14 protein-coding genes are annotated in these 16,059 nt (G+C 59.3%); 5 read left to right on the top strand and 9 right to left on the bottom strand.

All coding sequences use genetic code 11. The features are described from left to right. Positions 1–52 precede the first annotated feature (52 nt). A complete protein-coding gene (locus EI982_RS14110) occupies positions 53–280 on the bottom strand; it encodes a helix-turn-helix domain-containing protein (RefSeq protein WP_157690299.1) in 228 nt (75 codons plus the stop codon). A gap of 346 nt (positions 281–626) precedes the next feature. Here EI982_RS14110 and EI982_RS14105 point away from each other — a divergent pair, with 346 nt between their 5' ends. The 3 genes from EI982_RS14105 (at position 627) to EI982_RS14095 (ending at position 2,889) form a co-directional block, all read left to right on the top strand. Then, the gene (locus tag EI982_RS14105) at positions 627–1,220 is read left to right on the top strand and encodes a hypothetical protein (RefSeq protein WP_157690298.1); all 594 of its coding nucleotides are present in this window, start codon (positions 627–629) and stop codon (positions 1,218–1,220) included. Between the two features lie 692 nt (positions 1,221–1,912). Continuing rightward, positions 1,913–2,056, top strand: coding sequence for a hypothetical protein (locus tag EI982_RS14100; protein WP_157690297.1), 144 nt, complete (start codon positions 1,913–1,915; stop codon positions 2,054–2,056). A gap of 578 nt (positions 2,057–2,634) precedes the next feature. Further along, entirely contained in the window at positions 2,635–2,889 is a 255-nt protein-coding gene (locus tag EI982_RS14095; RefSeq protein WP_157690296.1) for a DUF8139 family protein, read from the top strand. Here the strand turns inward: EI982_RS14095 and EI982_RS14090 are convergent, their stop codons facing one another. Further along, complete coding sequence (locus EI982_RS14090; RefSeq protein WP_157690295.1) at positions 2,890–6,729, bottom strand: Eco57I restriction-modification methylase domain-containing protein; 3,840 nt, start codon at positions 6,727–6,729, stop codon at positions 2,890–2,892. It lies immediately after the preceding gene. A gap of 398 nt (positions 6,730–7,127) precedes the next feature. On the opposite strand from EI982_RS14090, the gene EI982_RS14085 reads away from it, so the two are divergent. After that, positions 7,128–7,427: a hypothetical protein gene (locus EI982_RS14085; RefSeq protein WP_157690294.1), complete on the top strand. Its 300-nt coding sequence runs from the start codon at positions 7,128–7,130 to the stop codon at positions 7,425–7,427. Positions 7,428–7,448: 21 nt separating this feature from the next. On the opposite strand, the gene EI982_RS14080 is transcribed toward EI982_RS14085, so the two are convergent. The 4 genes from EI982_RS14080 to EI982_RS14065 all read right to left on the bottom strand — a co-directional run bounded on the left by EI982_RS14080 (position 7,449) and on the right by EI982_RS14065 (position 12,449). Next, entirely contained in the window at positions 7,449–8,645 is a 1,197-nt protein-coding gene (locus tag EI982_RS14080) for a DUF8743 domain-containing protein (RefSeq protein ID WP_157690293.1), read from the bottom strand. Between the two features lie 146 nt (positions 8,646–8,791). Beyond that, positions 8,792–9,334 carry an SHOCT domain-containing protein gene (locus EI982_RS14075; RefSeq protein WP_157690292.1) on the bottom strand — a complete coding sequence of 181 codons (543 nt, stop codon included), beginning with the start codon at positions 9,332–9,334 and terminating at the stop codon, positions 8,792–8,794. Positions 9,335–9,545: 211 nt separating this feature from the next. Then, positions 9,546–10,106, bottom strand: coding sequence for a hypothetical protein (locus tag EI982_RS14070; RefSeq protein ID WP_157690291.1), 561 nt, complete (start codon positions 10,104–10,106; stop codon positions 9,546–9,548). A 1,236-nt stretch (positions 10,107–11,342) separates the two neighbouring features. Further along, a complete protein-coding gene (locus EI982_RS14065) occupies positions 11,343–12,449 on the bottom strand; it encodes an ATP-binding protein (RefSeq protein WP_233255239.1) in 1,107 nt (368 codons plus the stop codon). A 76-nt stretch (positions 12,450–12,525) separates the two neighbouring features. On the opposite strand from EI982_RS14065, the gene EI982_RS14060 reads away from it, so the two are divergent. Continuing rightward, positions 12,526–12,969: a DUF7382 domain-containing protein gene (locus EI982_RS14060; RefSeq protein ID WP_157690290.1), complete on the top strand. Its 444-nt coding sequence runs from the start codon at positions 12,526–12,528 to the stop codon at positions 12,967–12,969. An 18-nt stretch (positions 12,970–12,987) separates the two neighbouring features. Here EI982_RS14060 and EI982_RS14055 read toward each other — a convergent pair whose 3' ends face one another. The 3 genes from EI982_RS14055 to EI982_RS14045 all read right to left on the bottom strand — a co-directional run bounded on the left by EI982_RS14055 (position 12,988) and on the right by EI982_RS14045 (position 16,059). Continuing rightward, positions 12,988–13,761 (bottom strand): protein-L-isoaspartate O-methyltransferase family protein, encoded by a 774-nt coding sequence (locus EI982_RS14055; protein WP_157690289.1) that lies wholly within the window; start codon positions 13,759–13,761, stop codon positions 12,988–12,990. A gap of 79 nt (positions 13,762–13,840) precedes the next feature. Further along, positions 13,841–15,310, bottom strand: coding sequence for a methyl-accepting chemotaxis protein (locus EI982_RS14050; RefSeq protein WP_157690288.1), 1,470 nt, complete (start codon positions 15,308–15,310; stop codon positions 13,841–13,843). Positions 15,311–15,414: 104 nt separating this feature from the next. Beyond that, positions 15,415–16,059, bottom strand: coding sequence for a protein-L-isoaspartate(D-aspartate) O-methyltransferase (locus EI982_RS14045; RefSeq protein WP_157691232.1), 645 nt, complete (start codon positions 16,057–16,059; stop codon positions 15,415–15,417).

Here is a 16,059-nt window from a genome sequence, read left to right as displayed (position 1 = left end):
CCCGGCTCCATTTCGTCCCCTTTCACATCCCACGTATGGCTCTCTATTATCGCTACTCGTCAGTCAGAAACCAGATGAGCGAGTTACCAGCCATCTTCGAGTTCACTCGACCCTCGTCCCGTAGTTTCCGTAGTCGGTAGTCTGCCGTCCGTCGAGGGCATCCGACGAGTTCCCCCACCTCGGCTGTCGATGCCGGTTGGGATTCGCGCACGGCTTCAATGAACGCGGCGTCCTCGTACTTCCGGCGAGCGTCCGCGCCCGGGTTGTCCGAATCGGTCATGCACATCCGTTCTCGGTACAGTGGCAAATGGTTTGCCCACAAGGGCAAACTACTAAATGGTATGCCTGTGTAGGTGAACCAAGAAGGTCGCCGCTCCCTCGGGGCGGACTCATCGAGAGAAAGCCCGCGTGCTTGAGACACGCGAGCGGTGGCCTTCGGGCAACCCAAAGACCATGCTGTACCCACCCATCCAGCGACTTGACGCTGTCGAACGGCGACGAACACGCGGCACTACCGACACGACCCCGGAGACGTGTCCTCACGGCAATTCAGACTCTCGGGGTCCCGACGGTGACGACCCCACCCGCTCCCTATGCTCTGAAAACCGCGAGGACGAGGCGAGCAGATGAACGACGACGACCGCGACGGGGAGCGCGTGGTTCGATGCCCCGTCGAAGGATGCGATGCCGAGAAACTGGCCCGCGGAATCCACCTCCACATCCTCCGGTCGAGCGACGCGGCTCACGGCGATCAGGGCGAGTACCCCGATGGCGTGACCCTTGACAATCTGGAGGAAGTTGGACGGGAATCCGTTGACGTGGACTACCCCGAGAGCCGTGCTTCGGAATCCGTCTCAAGAAGATGTCCGTACTGCCGACAACATTTCTCGGGGAAAAACGGGGTTCTCATACATCTCGGACAATTGGCGGGGCGCAAGAATCATCCAGAGGGGGCGTCGGAACTTCACGAACCAGAGGACTTCGCAGTGATCCGGCTCGACGAGGACGAGAACGTCATCTCCGTGGTAAAAAACGCTCCCGTGGTTTATTCCGGTGACCCGGATGAAATGAACGAGAGTGACGGTAAGGAAGCGTTCGCCACATTCAGTCGGGAACAGATGGACCATCTTTACCGAGTCATCAGCGACGCTGGCGTAGAAGACGAGCGAGTCAAGACGATGCTCCAACGTCCCTACATCGACCATCGTAACCGAGAGTAGTAATTCTCTGCACTGACTTTTTCTAATAGAATAATTTAGACATTTGTCGAATCTTTTGATGCCGATCTGATGAGAAAGAATAGCACATTTGTTTACTTTTATGAGTGTATCGTCAGCAAGGGAAATTTGTCCAATCCTCCCCAATTATTGAATTAGTAAAAATCAAATCAAATCTAAAGACGATGAGGGGTGTTAAGAGCGATTTGAAAATGAGATGTCCATACTCTCATGGATACCAACGAAACGCAACAGCGGCAGAGTGAGAGGCCTCTGACAGCGGCTCTGTGAGAACCGGAACACACAGGGTGGATTTTGGACTTTCCCGGGCACGCGGGAAGGGGCACCAGTATGGGAGTCCTTACTTGTTCACCAGTAAGACCAATAAGTTCTACTGAATAACGCTATTAGTGTTCGCTACTACCGGAGAACCGCGAGGACGGTCTTGGCTTTGCATGTGTGGTTAACACTATTTTAGTTGTACTTGGTGTACCCTACTGGCGTACCTTACTACTAAACAGTAGAGTCTAATTGTCTACTACCAATTTCTACCAAAGCAAACCCGTCCTCGCGGTTAACCGCAGAGCGGTAGACAGTAGAGGTAAACCACATTAGTACACTAACATAGTTCGATTCTATGGGGAAATTAAAGAATTGACGCTTGAGTTTATGCTGTGATACACGAAAGGTGGTGTATGGAAGTGGAACTGAACCCACGCGAAGCCGCGTTCCTGCTGGACGAGATGGACGAGATCGTCACCAACGAGTCTCGCCGCACGTCCGTCCGTCATGAGGCGCAACGGATTCGCTCGAAAGCCGAAAAGACACTCACAGAGTAGCGGCGACCTCGTTCGGATACTGCGATAAAGTTCTGATTCTAAAATAATCACACGGAAAACGATACATCGGTCTATCCTGACTGGTACAGGAAAATGAGTGATGGTTCGACAAATGTCGTATTATTTGGGCAAGTGTGTCGGATACGAAACCTTTGGGGTCCCGCTTCCATCCCCGGTGTAAACACTTCCGAGGTTCACAGTCGAGACTCTGTGCGCCGCGACTCTTGCGGTGGGTCTTCCGATAGTAAGATGTGTAACAAAATCGGGACTCACCGACGAGTACCAGTAGAACGAGAACTGACCAAGGCTGAACCGTCGCCCAACTCGTGAACAGGTCACTTCTAAACCAGCACCCGAAAACTTGGTACTGTCAGAACATCCGCTATGCCCATCGCACAGAAGACCGAAACGACTTGCCCTCGATGCGGCGACAACAGCGACGTTTGGCGTCACGAGAAGCAGGAACCCACAGTAACCAAAGAGCAGTACACCTGCGAGACGTGCGACTCCGAGTGGACCGAGGTGAGGCGGGACTGACACAACAAAGCACGTCCTCGCGGCACACAATCCAAAATCAAATGGACGAACTCAACGAAGGCGACCCTGTTCGGGTAGACATCCCCGACGAGACTGACCCGGACCACGACCGCTACCACGGCCTCCACGGGATCGTCGTTGAGGTGCTGGAGGACGACGCCGACATTGTGACCAGCGAGGAACGAGCGGGAGAGATTTACCGCGTTGAACTGGAGACGGGAGAGACGGCGGATTTTCGATGGCGCGATCTGCGACCGCCACTGAACGACGGCGGCTTTCTCCACACCTCAAAGTAGTCACTCGCTCAACGACTCGTACTTCTCCAGCACCATCTCGAAGTACGCCTCGTCCATGATGCGTGGGTCGCGCACTCGGTGGAAGTCCTCCAGCACAAATTCGGTCTGCTCGTGATTGAGGCCGTAGGCGTGGAACGCCGCCGCATCGAGTTCGGCTTGGAGTTCACGACGCTCGTCCATGTCGGTGGCCGGATCGATGCCACCGAGCCGGTCGCGCATTTCCGCGAACGCCTCGCCGTAGCAGTTTAGACGGGCAGCACGGGTCGAGATGTACTCGAACCAGTCGTCGCCCTTGGTGAGGTCAGGAATTTGTGTCTCTTTGAAACTGTAAATCGGGATGCTATTGTCTATTTTCCGCCGGATGAGGAAGTCGAAGGAGATACTGTTGAACAGCCCCAACGCGGCGAACAGTTCTCTGTCGGAGAATACCTGTTCGTACACGCTGTGTAGCGGAAATTCGGACAAGTCCTCCTGACTTGGTTTAATCTCAAACGGTTCGATTACGTAGAAACTGTAATCGCAAACGGGGCCGGGAGGAATAACTGCTGAAATCATACTCCGCTCGTCTGTCCCCCTTGCTACGCGCCGAAATCCCACCCTGTACGTAGTTGAAGGGAGACGGACATCCTTGGGTGAAAGTGGTCGCCCACGTTCCTCCTCCAGTAGGTCGTTTACAAAACCTTTCATCGAACCTGACCCATCAAACGCCTCGTACAGACTCTTTTTTAGTGACCGAACCTTCTTTTCACGGATTCGCTGTTTCGCGCTCCGGGAAGGGTCAATCTCCTCATCTACACTCCACTGGAACGGAGGCTCCAAATCGTCATAGAAGTCTGGTGTGTAAGAAAATTGGAAAAAATTACGGCCTGTTAAAATGGGGTATTGGCAATCTTCGGGTGTGTCAAAGAACCGCTCTTTGTCGCTCGTTTTGTGGAGCGGGTAGAAAGGATTAGCATACCAGTCCCTCCCTTCGTCACCGACCGAAGGGTGCGAAACCAGTGTATTGAGAACTCCTACGTCCTGATCAGATTGAATACGTGGAAAGAGCAGTGAGGAGGGCGCGAATCCCGTTAATACCCTTCTCGGAATTTCGACAAGAAATTCGTCCGAGTCTTCCAGAATACCAAGGTCAGTTTGTTCAAAAATACCACGGAGAACATCTGTCTCTCCCCGGTTCTCGAATGTGACGATGCCGAAATTGTATCGATTGTCGATGTTGTTGAAGATGCCGTGATTCTCAAAACTCACGAGCGAGGACACGGTAGTCTCATTAAGCAGATGTTCGCGGAGCGTCTTCGTTGGTGCTCCATGGAAGATGCGACCGGGGAGAACTTGCGTGACATAGCCATCCTCGCGTGCGATGTCGAAGACGCGTTCAAAGAAAAGCGAGGAAAGGTCGTTCTCCGACGCCTGCGTTCGACCTGCGATCTTCGACCGCTGTTTGGTGAAAGCATCACCGTCGTTGAAGTAGTCCGCCTGAAGACGAATCTGACGCTGGTATTCTTCCCACCGTTTTCTGATGCCCTCATCTTCCAAAATCTCGCCTATCCTATCGTCTTTTTGATTGGTTGAGAGTGTCCGAAATTCCGAATCGTACCGACTAAAGAAGTCATCACGATTTGGTTTGATTCGGTCCCACGGCGGATTGCCAACGATGACATCGAACCCGCCATCTGCGTAAACCTCCGCGAACTCCAGCACCCAATTGAACGGGTCAAGGTCCGCAACCTGCTCTTTCGTGATGCCGTCGATGCCCGCGTCCACGAAGTCGGCGTGGATGTCGTCAAGAAGGTCCTCGCGGGACTCACGTAGTTGCTCGAACGCTTCGCGGCGGTGACGGTCGGCCTCCTCTCCGCCCTGCTCGTGGCGACGAATCGACTCGATGATGCCCTCGTACCGCTCCCGAACAGTGTCCTCGTTGAATCGCTCCAGCGTGAACTCGCCGTTGTCGGTCGTCTCGGGGAAGCCGGTGTACCCCACGAGGCTGTTGCCCTGCCGGAGGTTGAACACGATGTTTGGGAGTGCGAGTTCGTCCTCGTCGAGTTCGTCCAAATCCTCGCGTTCGAGGTCCCCGATGATGGATAGCCACAGGCGGAGTTTCCCGATCTCGACCGCCGGTCCCATGATGTCCACGCCGTAGATGTTCTTCAGCACCGTCTGCTTGCGGAGGTTGTACTCCGGCTGACTGGATTCGTGGCGCGAGTACAGCGCCTTGCGGATGCTGACGATCTCCTCCAGTGCCGACGTGAGGAAATGTCCGCTCCCACACGCCGGGTCCACGACGCGGAAGTCGTCCACCGTGGCGAGCAGACTGCTGATAGTCCCCCACCGACCGGGCAGGCTCTCGATGAGTTCGTACACCGAGTCGAACCCCGTGGCCTCCGCCTCCGGCCAATCGCGCTCCTCCACGAGGGTTCGCTCGAAGCGGTCGCGCAGGGCGGGGCGAACCGTCTCCTCCGCGCAGAAGCGCGTGATTTCGCTCGGCGTGTAGTAGGCCCCGAGTTCCTTGTTCGTGTCCGCGTTGTCGGTGGTGATGTAGTTGACCGTTTTCTCGAAGACGTTGCCGAGGACGCTCGGGTCCAGTTCCGTCGGTGCGCCCGCCGCGGAGAAACTGTACTCGCTCAAGAGTTCGATGATGTCGAACAGGACGCTGTTGGCGACATCGAAGTCTTCCTCGTCGAAGTCCTCGCCCTCAATGGTCGGGCTGAACAGGCCACCGTTGAGGTACGGGATGTCTGCGAACAGGTCGATGTTCTGGACATGGGGAGAACGCTCCTCTGGCGATGTGTTCATCACGTCGTAGAACAGGTCTTGGAGGAGCGACTGGTACAGCGAGTCCGGGTAGAGTCCGTCCTCGTAGGCTTCGACAAGGGCTTCGAGGAGGTCCGGCTCGACGATGTGTTTGTCTTCGAGGAACTTCACGAAGATGAGCCGGTTCATCAGTTCGACCGCGAACAGCCGGGCTTGCTCCTCGTCCGCACCCGCTGGCTTGGCGACCCCATCCCCGACGAGTGAGCGGCCCGAACGGTCGTCGTCGCCTTCCACGACGCCGAATACGTACCGTATGTAGTCGTCGTAGAACTCGTCGGTGATCTCCTGCTGTTTGCGTTCGATGACCTCGCGGGCCTCACCAGCGATTGTGAGGAAGTTCTCGAACGCGAACGTCTGCTGAAGCGCCGCCACGTCCTCGCGGTCGGCCTCGAAAACGGCCTCGTCGAGTGGGTCCGGCGCGGCGGACGTTTGATTCTCGAACAGCGCGACGAACACCGGCTGGAGGTCCACCTCCTCAATGATGTTGTGTGTGTACGAATCCGAGTCGTAGCGAACGAACACCCACCGGAGGCCATCGGTAGCGAATCCGAAATCGGACTCGAACTCACGTTGTCTCAACCAGTCTTTGACCTGCCCGACGCCGTGGTCGCGGTTGTCGAGGTCCTTGTTGATGGGTTCGGCCTCGACGAGTAGTCGCGTGGAGTCGATCTCGGGGTGGTCGCGCAGAGAGACGGTGTAGTCGGCCACCATCGTCCGCCCGCCGGAGAGTCCACCGGCCTCGGTCGCGTAATCGTAACCGAGTGCGTCAAGCAGAGGCTCGATGACGGCATCCTGTGTGAACGGCTCGGGCTGGAGGCCGTCTCGGGTCATGCTTCCGCGGAAGCGGTACGAACCGGGTCCTGCTCGGAGCATCTTCCCGAGCGTGTCGTCGTCTACCTGTTCGCGGAGATTCGAGATGGTGCGGTCGATGACCGAGAGGAGGTCGGAGACGGATTCATCGCTGATTGACGTGTCGAAGGCTTCTTCTACGAACTCGGTAGGTGTGGTGGCTTGTGATTCCGGTGGCATTGAGAGAGGAACCTCGCAGGGGTTAGTTGACCGACGGCGAGGACTCTGTTAACACTTCGGGAATTTGTGACTCGAATTTGAGATTGTGAACAGTACGCTGGAGGCGGACAGAAAGGAGTGTTTGCCACTTGTTTTAGTCTCGATGACGAGGAGTGAGGAGTGATTGAGGGGGTATTGAAAACCGTCTGACTCGCCTCGTCCTCGCGGTACACCGAGAATCTGTGTTCAGTCGTGGTTCCTGTATCCTCGCCGCCACGTTTTTTAGAATTGTTCACGAATTGTCGGATGCCTCCATCTGAAATAACAGCAGGAGGCAAGAAAGACGATGAAACAGAGAAATCGGCTTCTCCTGATGGTCAAGTACCGAATAGCATCCTCGGCACTCGCAGGTGGTGACGATGGCTAAACCGTTCGGCTACGAGCGCGGCATGGTGAACTATTTCACGGGGTCCCTGACCGGCAATCCGATTGCCATGTACATCTACGGAGCCGGACTCCTCGCGCTCTGGAATGCTTACGTCGAGACAGTCGGCGGTTCGTTCATCATGGCAACCGTTGATTACCTCGTCACCAAGTACCTGCCCCCCACGTCTGTCGAGCAGATCGTGGTCCAACTCATGCTCGGTGCAGTGGTGGCGTCGGTGAAGTGGTACGCTTTCACGCCGCGTCGTGGATCTCGGGCAAGTCGAGGATTCTAATTACATTTTTCTGAAACAGAGTCAGAGAACGTCATCCGTCGTATTCCCCGTTCTAATTTTTTCGAGCGTCGTGTAGCGTAGACCCTGCGGGTAATTCGATTCGTAGGGTATCGGATCTTCCAGTTCGTAGAGCGACCCGGATTTGAATTTGACCACCATCTTGTTTTCCGCGAGTTTCGCTCGGTCTTTGTAATCGAGTGGATCACGCTCCAGCCCTGCCTCCTCGGGTTCGATCACCTCATCGACTTCCGCGAAGTATTTGATCTCGCGCACGTCGCCCGTGACGTACATCGCCACGTAGTCGAAATCCCGGCCCACTCTGACGAATCCCCACGCCTCATTTTCCTTGAGGAACGGTAGTCCGGATGATCGAGTTGGGAAGACTGCGACTCGTGCGTCCGGATCTCCCTCGATCTCGCTCCGGCGGATGGTTCCCGCAATCAGATTTCGACGCGGTTCGAGATCATCCGGATTGTCGGGATCGTCCGCAGATCCGATCTCTGATTCCTCGGATTCGGACTCCGTTGGGCGATCTTCGCTGACGAACTGCCGCTGTTCTCGGAGAACCGTCACCAAATCTTGAACGAACTCGCGGGCCTGTTCTTCGAGGTCTATCGGAAACTCACCCACTTCCGATTCAATCGCCTCGGCCACGCTTTCGGCCACCCGTGATTCGTCCTCGGTGAGGTGGCCGATCACTGCGTTCGTCCGGGCCACCTGCTCGGCAATTTCATCTGCCTTCCCCGAGCGGATGGCTTCTTTCGAGAGGATTTCGAGGATGTCGGGGTTATTATCGAGATCGTCGAGGTCGAATTGGACGACGGAGATTTCCTCGCCGTTTCGCGTACTCCGGCTCTTTGTCAGTACCTCGAAGGACTGTCCGTTGGTGAGGATTCCCCAATCGACTTCGAGTTCCTGCCGCATGTAACTCCGCAACTGCCGTACATCGCTATCGGACAGACTGGAGTTGATCGGCTTGGCTTCCACGAACACGACCGGGGCGTCCCCAACGAGGAGGGCGTAATCGACGTGGGTAGTGCTTGACCCCATCGTGACTCTGTACTCAAGTTCTACTTCGGTCGAGCGGAGGTTCCACCCGAGGAGTTCAAGGAAGGGTTGGATGAGACGAACCTTCGTGTTTTGCTCGTCCATCCGAGGAGAAGTCTCGATAAGTTGCCGAGATTCTTCGACGTACTCGGCGACGGCCTCCGGCTCCATGTCTTCCTCTTTTGAGGACACTTACAATTAAAGTGGCGTGCTTCAATCGCTTGAGACTGCGTCGCTCGCATCACTGTGAGCGAAGTTTAGTATCCGCCGCGATAGTAGAACTTGGTCAGGTCGGTAGAGCCACCAAACTGCTTCTGTTAGAGCCGTTCGAGAATTTCTTTCCTCTTTGCTTCGTACTCGGTGTCTGAAATAAGGCCATCCTCGCGTAATTCTTCCAAGGATTCGAGTGCTTCGGACGGTGTTTCTTCCCGAGGATCAAGTTCTTCTTTTTCGCGTAAAACCATTTTCTCGTACTGGCGTTTCTTGTACTCATGGTACGCGGCGTTCCCCATCCCAAGCGTCAGTGGGGCCGTCAAGAGAAACGTCACGAAGTGCCGAATCAGACCTGCTTTCTTTTGTTTTCCCATGACGACATGGTCGCTTTTGTATTCCAGCACTTCCCATCCCTCCGTCTTTTTATCGTTCACGCGGCTACGAAGATCATCGGAATACTCGCGATTTTTTTGACTGGATACTTTCGGCTCGTCGCTGACGATGTCATTAAGGATGCTTTTCGGCTCCTTTTTGACTTCTTCAGGGTCAATTTCAAGCCCGCATTGCTTACATCGGATGTCGGATTGAAATACAGGCGTGGCCCAATCGTTACCCTCGCACTCTGGACAGTTCTGAAAGAGTGCCACATCTGTTATTTCTTCCGGGGAAACATCATTTTATTGTGGTTATTCTAACAAGAATTCGAGGGATCTGCCTACCAATGTACGTGAGTGAAGCCGATGATCGTTGCTAATTTCCTCTACCTATCCCCGCGGTACCACATGTACGGCGAAGCGGCTATGTCTCAAGAACGGACGTACTTTACTGACGGAACGAACATGCTGTGAATTAGTGAGGTTACTTCTCTACTCGCCAAATGAAATCCCACAAAAACTGTCTTCGGGATTTGTCTCCAAGATTGCTGTATGCTTCTATTTCGCCAACAACCTCTCTCGCACGTAGTAGACTGGCAATAATGAGAACAGCAAGACTCACTCTTGCTGACGATGGAGCAACAGATTCAGACAGCAACCACAATCCAAGTAATAGCCCAATTACGCCGTACTCTAATACTATTTCTTGATACATTAACCAAATGTATCTATGATTTGTTAGACCTTCTATGAGAAATGAACAAATGAGGAAACCAACAGAAACATACAGAACTTCGAGAGCAGGCTCCACGTTAGGTATGCTCTCTGCGTTGGCTAACACGAAAGTAATTCCAGCGAACACTAATCCTGCTATTGAAAGGGCACTTGACCGGTACTTGCCGCTCAACTCTTTTGCATCTTGATCTCTACCAACAATTGATAGAAAGTATTGTGGGCTGTAGAATAGAAAAAACAGCATCTCCAACAAACAGAGTGCGATTAACCTCCCCGACCATGTGCCGAGAATTGTTGAAAGAATTTCCATACCGATCTAAAGAGAGCGATTACAATCTTTACAATTGGTTTTCGTTGGAGGGTTTTTTGTACCGCAATTGTCGCAGGTGATCCACCCAAGTTCTTCTTCGTCTCTTTCAGTCACAAGGAATTCCCACAATTCTTACATTTATTTTTAGTCGGCGGGTTCTTTTTACCGCAATCATTGCAGGTAACAAATCCTTTGTCAACCGTACTTCTCACATCGTCATCTCCCATACCCGCTCAATAAACAACCAGTAAAATAATACTTCTGTGCGAGGATAATCTGAATTAAACATCCACGAGAGAGTCCTCCGTCGCTCAATCTACTCGTTCGTCATCGCCTTGTCGTAGTTCTTGTCATGAGTTTGTGGGTCGTATCCATGCGGTCGGCGCGATGAAACCGTGGTGAAATAGGGGTAGTCACGAGGGCAAAGTTACCAACATACGCGAGCGAAGCGCGTGCCCGTGTGCTAACCCCACCCCCATCCCCACCCTATTCCACTCCTCCTATCCACCCACCCACCACGCAGTAAGCGTTTCCACCGGAACTGGAGGGGTACTGAAGATGGCCGTCAAGATGAGCGCAGTCGGTTGTGTGGATTATTTCTTCTATTGATTACTGAAATGTGGAAACCACACGCCTGTACCGCCATCTACGGGGGCACCTATTTATGTGCCACTCTCGTAGTACGTTACAGAGGCAGTAACTTTCGGCGTAGAAGTGCATGAGCCACTTGAAAGTGGCACTTGCGAAGGACCAAATGGAGCGGCGCCCTGTCACGGTCGTGACGCGGGTTCAAATCCCGCTCCGGGCGTCTTTCTGCCGACGCCGACGACGAACGAGGAGCGTAGCGACGAGTGAGTGCTGGCGTCCGCGAAACGCTACAGCGGATTTGAACCTGAGGACGAGCGAGCACCGCGAGCGAAGTCCTCCGGGTTCAAATCCCGCTCCGGGCGTCTTTCTGCCGACGCCGACGACGAACGAGGAGCGTAGCGACGAGTGAGCGCCGGTATCGGCTCACCCGACGACGAACGCGGCGACGAGACCGAGCAGGATCAGCAAAAAGATCAACAGTACCCCGAGGAGCATGACTCGGTCCGCTCCGTTCATGCCGAAACCGTAGGTGCTCCGTGGGCAAAACGTGTGTGTGTCGCCGTTCCCGGTGGCGATCCGTCCGACGCCGAACGTTTACCCTCGCCGGGGTCGAAGCCGGGGTATGGGCGAGCCCGCCTGTTATCTCGACTACTGTCCGACCTGCTCGGCGCCGGTCCCCGTCGTCGAGGGCGAGTGTCCCGACTGTGGGACGGGACTGGACGACTGACCGGCGCGGTCGCTGGCCCGCGGGTCGGCGCCGCCGTGGGGCGTCTCCCGGCGCCGCACCTGCACGCCGTGGACCGACTCGGTGGCGTCATCGACGACGACGGTGCCGCCGGGGGTCGTCGGCAGACGCTCGCGGAGCGTCCCCGAGAGGTAGGTCGGGGCGGCGGCCGCCAAGGCCTCCACGTCGGCGGCGGCGGTCAGCCGGTGGGCGATCAGCAGGTCCGCCTGCGAGACGGCGACCGACGGGAGCGCGCTCGGCCGCTGGGTGGCCGCGACCAGCGAGACGCCGGGGGTCCGCCCGCGGGTCACCACCGTCTCCAGCGCCGACGCCGCCACGCCGTCGGCGAAGGCGTGGACCTCGTCGACCATGAGCCAGGGCAGGCGGTCGGGGCAGTGTTCGACACAGACGTCGTACAGGCCGCGAGCGACGGCACGGACCAGCGCCGCGGCCGGTCTGTCGTCGAGCCCCGAGCAGTCGAGGACGGTCGCCGCACCCGAGAGGAGGGCGTCCGGCGCGAGGCCGTCGGGGGCGAACACCCCCCAGGAGTCGGCGAGGTCGAGGTGGTTGCGGGCGGCGCGCCGGACGTCGCCGTCGACGGCCGCCGTCTCGACCCGATCGATCATCGCCGCCAGGGAGTCGGCCGCCGCCGCCGCGTCCCAGAGCAGGGCGCCGACGGGGTCGGTCGGCGAGAGGTCGAACAGCGCGGGCCAGGCCGGCGGCGGGAGCGTCGCCGCGGGGACCGTGGGTGCGTCGACGGCGTGTGCCGGCACGGCGTCGCCGACGGCGAGGCCGTCGAAGCCGCCCATCGGATCAACGACGACGGGGGCGACCCCCGCCGCCCGCGCCGCGTCCTCGGCGAGGACGCCGAGCGTGTGTGACTTGCCGTACCCCCGCTTGCCGACGATCAACGCGGCGTGCGGACGGTCCAGGTCGAGTCCGACCGTCGCCCCGTCGCTGCCGTCCGCCGCACGGTAGCGCCCCAGTCGAACCGCCGGTCCCGTCCCCTCGTCGCGTCCGAGTACGTGCACGACGGGGAGTGGCCGCCCGACCGTACCTAAAGCTCCGCCCGGAGGTTCAAATGCGAGGGCGGAAGCATGCCGGGCCGTGTTCGAATCGTTCCGAGCGGATCGACGGGCCATCGAGGGGTTACCGATCAGGCTGGTCATCGCGCTGGTCATCGGCGTCGCCAGCCTGAGCGTCATGATGAACATGCTGACCGGGATCCAGGGGCTGTCGACGACGGAACTCGACGTGCGGCCGGAGCCGGAGGTGGTGAACCCTGGGGAGCGGTCGCTCGAACTGACCGTCGTCGGCGCCGACGGGTCGTCGGTCGCCGACGCGACGGTGATCGTCAAGGCCGGGAGCGCCGACCTCGACGGGGTCCGGACGGCGACCACCGGCGAGGACGGGACGGCGACGGTCACGGCGACACCGAGCCTCCGGTCGAATCAGGACGAGGGGACGCTGGTAATCGAGGTGAAACCGCCGGCCGGGAGCGGCTACGTCGACCGCCGGGGGAACGCGAAGGTACTGGTGGTACGGGGGTAGGCGGCCGGTGTCCGCCGCTCAGCGACGGTGGTGGCCGCGGCCGCCGTCGAGCCGTTCGTCCCAGTCGATCCACTCCTGTTCCCACCCGGTCGGCGCGAAGTAGCCCTGCTCGGCGAACTCGCGGTCCTCGCGCTCGGTGCGGTTGCGGGTGACGCCCCCCGCCTGTTCGCCGTCGACGAGCAGGGGTGCGAGCGTCAGGGGGCCGAACTCCTCGACGACCGCGTACCCGTCGGCGGAGTCGTCGGCTTCGACCGCGACGAGCGTCGGGTCGGGCGTCCCCATCGGCATCACGAGGCGGCCACCCAGGGCGAGCTGGTCGACCAGCGCCCGCGGCGGGCGGACCGCTGCCGCCTCGACGAGGACGCGGTCGAACGGGGCGTACTCGGGGAGGCCGTCGGCGCCGTCACGCCGGTCGACGAGGACGCCCTCGTAGCCCGCCTGCCCGAGGTTGTGGCGCGCTTCGAGGACGAGTCGGCGGACGATGTCGACCGCGTGGACGCGTCGCTCGCCGACGAGTTCCGCGAGGAGGGCGGCCGTGTAGCCGACGCCGGCGCCGACGACGAGGACGGTGTCGTCGTCCTCGACGGCGAGCGCCTCGACGAGCCTGGCGACGGTTCGTGGCGCGAGGACCGCGGTCCCGGCGTGTTCGCCGCGACGGTCGTCGTAGGGTCGGTCCTCGACGAACGCGTGCCGGGGGACCGATTGCATAGCGACCCCGAGCGACTCGTCGAGGCCGCCGAGGGCGTGGTCGAGGCCGTCGACCATGTCCTCGCGCAACACCGTTTGGTCCATGTCGGGACAACGGAACGGGTGCTTATGCATCTATTGAAACCGGGGACGACCGGGACGGGGACGGCCGACGGTCGGGGACTCACTCGTCGCTGGTCAGTTCCGAGACGCTCCCGTCGATCTCCGAGACCATCGCGGCTTGCTCCTCGGTACTGGCGACGATGTCCGCGACCGAGTCCGACACGGTGTCGGCCTTGCTCGCAGCCTGATCGACCATGCTCGCGATCTCCTCGGCGCTCGCGGCCTGTTCGTCGGTCGCGTCTGCGACCTGGGTGATGCCGTCGGAGGCCTCGGTGACCGCTTCCGCGATGTCCTCGAAGCGGGCCATCGCCTCCTCGACCTGGTCGACGCCGCCGTCGAGGCGGTCGGTCGTCTCCTGGAGGTTCGACATCGTGCGATCCGTCTCGGAGCGAATCTCGGCCACCATCTCCTCGATCTCGCCGGCGTGGTTCTGGGAACGCTCGGCGAGGCTCTTGACCTCGTCGGCGACGACGGCGAACCCCTCGCCGGCCTCGCCGGCCCGCGCCGCCTCGATGGAGGCGTTCAGCGCGAGGATGTTGGTCTGCTCCGCCAGGTCGTTGATGACGTCGACGATCTCGTCGATCTCGGCCATCCGTCCGCGGAGGGCGTCGACGTCTTCGGCAACGTCGTCGGCCGAGTCGCCGACGGTCTCCATGACAGTCATCGCCTCCCGCGCTGAGTCGCTCCCGCGATCCGCGAGTCGCTCGGCGCGAGTGCTCGTCTCCGCGACCTGCTCGGCCGTCGAGGCGACCTCCTCGACGGTCGCACTCAGATTGCTGACCTCCGACGAGATGCGGGTGATGTCGTCGGCCTGTTCGCTCGTCAGATCGTTGATCTGCTGGGCGGAGGTCGCGACGTCGTCCGCGGCCCGGTCGAGTTCCGCGATATCCACCTCGATCTCCTCGATCAACGCCTCGATCCGTGCTCCCATCCGGTCGACGTTGTCGATGATGCGGAGGAAGTCGTCTTCGAGGATCGTCTCCGCCGTGTCGAACTCGACGGTCGCGTCGAACGTTCCCGTCTCGTAGGCACTCATCGTCTCGATGAGTGCGTCGAACAACTCCTCTAGCTCGCGCTGGTGGCGGGCCGACTCGGAGATATCCTGAACGATCTCGATGACGCCGGTCAGGCCGTCGCCGTCGTCCGCGAAGATCGGTGCGGCGATGAACCAGATGTCCCGTCCGCGAAGCGTACTCTTGTCCTCGTAGACGTTACCGGCCTCGCTACTGAGGAGCGCGTACTCCTCGTCGGCCAGTTCGACGTCCTCGTACGCGACGTGTGTCTCGGCCGGCGCTTCGAGGACCTTCTCCGCCAGCGTCAGTTTCGTCTCGTCCGCGTAAACCTGGCTCCCGAGTTCGCGTTCGCCGACGATGTCGTCCGCGGGGACGCCGAGCAGATCGGCGATCTGTCGATCCCACGCGACGACCGTTCCCGACGCATCGAGTGCGAACGAAGGGAGGTTGAACGCTTCGAGAACGCTTTGCAGATCGAACGCCTGGGCAGTCGATTGGCGGGTCGTGGCCCCACTCATCTCCTCACTGGCTACAACGGAACGTTGATAAAAGGCGGGTCGTGATTCTCGACCGATAGGAATTACCCCGCCTGTCGTCGGGATTCACGGACGGTCGCGGCCGCTCAGTCGTCGCCCTGCATGGAGACGAACCGCACCGCGCCGTGGGTCTCGCGGTCGACGCCGCCGTCGGCCCGCCGGGTCAGGCTGACGAGTACCTGCCGCCCGCGGCCGACCGGGCCGACGATCCGGCCGCCGGGACGCACCTGCTCGACGACGGGTTCGGGGAGCGACGCGGGCGCACACGTGAGATACGCCCCGTCGTAGGGAGCGTGTTCCGGCCAGCCGTCGCGGCCGTCGCCCACGCGGACGCGAACGTCGTCACCGTAGCCCAGGCGGTCGAGTCGGTCGCGCGCCTCGCGGGCGAGGGCGGGTTCGTACTCGACGCTGTAGACGGTCCCGTCGCCGATGACCTCGCTCGTCACCGCGGCGTGGTAGCCACAGCCGGTGCCGATCTCCAGGACGTCGTCGCCGGAGTCGGGCGCGAGCAGGTCCGTCATCGTCGCCACCATGTGCGGGGCGCTGATCGTCTGTCCCTCCCCGATCGGGAGGGGCCGGTCGTGGTAGGCCGCGTCGCGGCGCTCGTCGGGCACGAACTCGTGGCGGGGGACGGCTCGCATCGCCCGTTCGGTCTCGGGGCGCTCGATCCGCCCCGCCTCGATCAGGCGGTCGGCGAGGGCGTCGCGGGCGCGGTCGAAGTCGGTGGGCAT

This window comes from Haloplanus salinarum (assembly GCF_009762275.1).
GTDB lineage: Archaea > Halobacteriota > Halobacteria > Halobacteriales > Haloferacaceae > Haloplanus > Haloplanus salinarum.
The sequence above is the reverse complement of the archived record's forward strand: the minus strand, read 5'-3'. Positions and strand labels throughout refer to the sequence as shown.

Bases quoted from the DNA above. Each gene is read 5' to 3' on its own strand.
- EI982_RS14095 (WP_157690296.1), top strand. From the start codon at position 2,635: ATGGACGAACTCAACGAAGGCGACCCTGTTCGGGTAGACATCCCCGAC.
- EI982_RS14100 (WP_157690297.1), top strand. From the start codon at position 1,913: ATGGAAGTGGAACTGAACCCACGCGAAGCCGCGTTCCTGCTGGACGAG.
- EI982_RS14080 (WP_157690293.1), bottom strand. From the start codon at position 8,645: ATGGAGCCGGAGGCCGTCGCCGAGTACGTCGAAGAATCTCGGCAACTT.
- EI982_RS14050 (WP_157690288.1), bottom strand. From the start codon at position 15,310: ATGAGTGGGGCCACGACCCGCCAATCGACTGCCCAGGCGTTCGATCTG.
- EI982_RS14055 (WP_157690289.1), bottom strand. From the start codon at position 13,761: ATGGACCAAACGGTGTTGCGCGAGGACATGGTCGACGGCCTCGACCAC.
- EI982_RS14090 (WP_157690295.1), bottom strand. From the start codon at position 6,729: ATGCCACCGGAATCACAAGCCACCACACCTACCGAGTTCGTAGAAGAA.
- EI982_RS14045 (WP_157691232.1), bottom strand. From the start codon at position 16,059: ATGCCCACCGACTTCGACCGCGCCCGCGACGCCCTCGCCGACCGCCTG.
- EI982_RS14105 (WP_157690298.1), top strand. From the start codon at position 627: ATGAACGACGACGACCGCGACGGGGAGCGCGTGGTTCGATGCCCCGTC.
- EI982_RS14070 (WP_157690291.1), bottom strand. From the start codon at position 10,106: ATGGAAATTCTTTCAACAATTCTCGGCACATGGTCGGGGAGGTTAATC.
- EI982_RS14085 (WP_157690294.1), top strand. From the start codon at position 7,128: ATGGCTAAACCGTTCGGCTACGAGCGCGGCATGGTGAACTATTTCACG.
- EI982_RS14110 (WP_157690299.1), bottom strand. From the start codon at position 280: ATGACCGATTCGGACAACCCGGGCGCGGACGCTCGCCGGAAGTACGAG.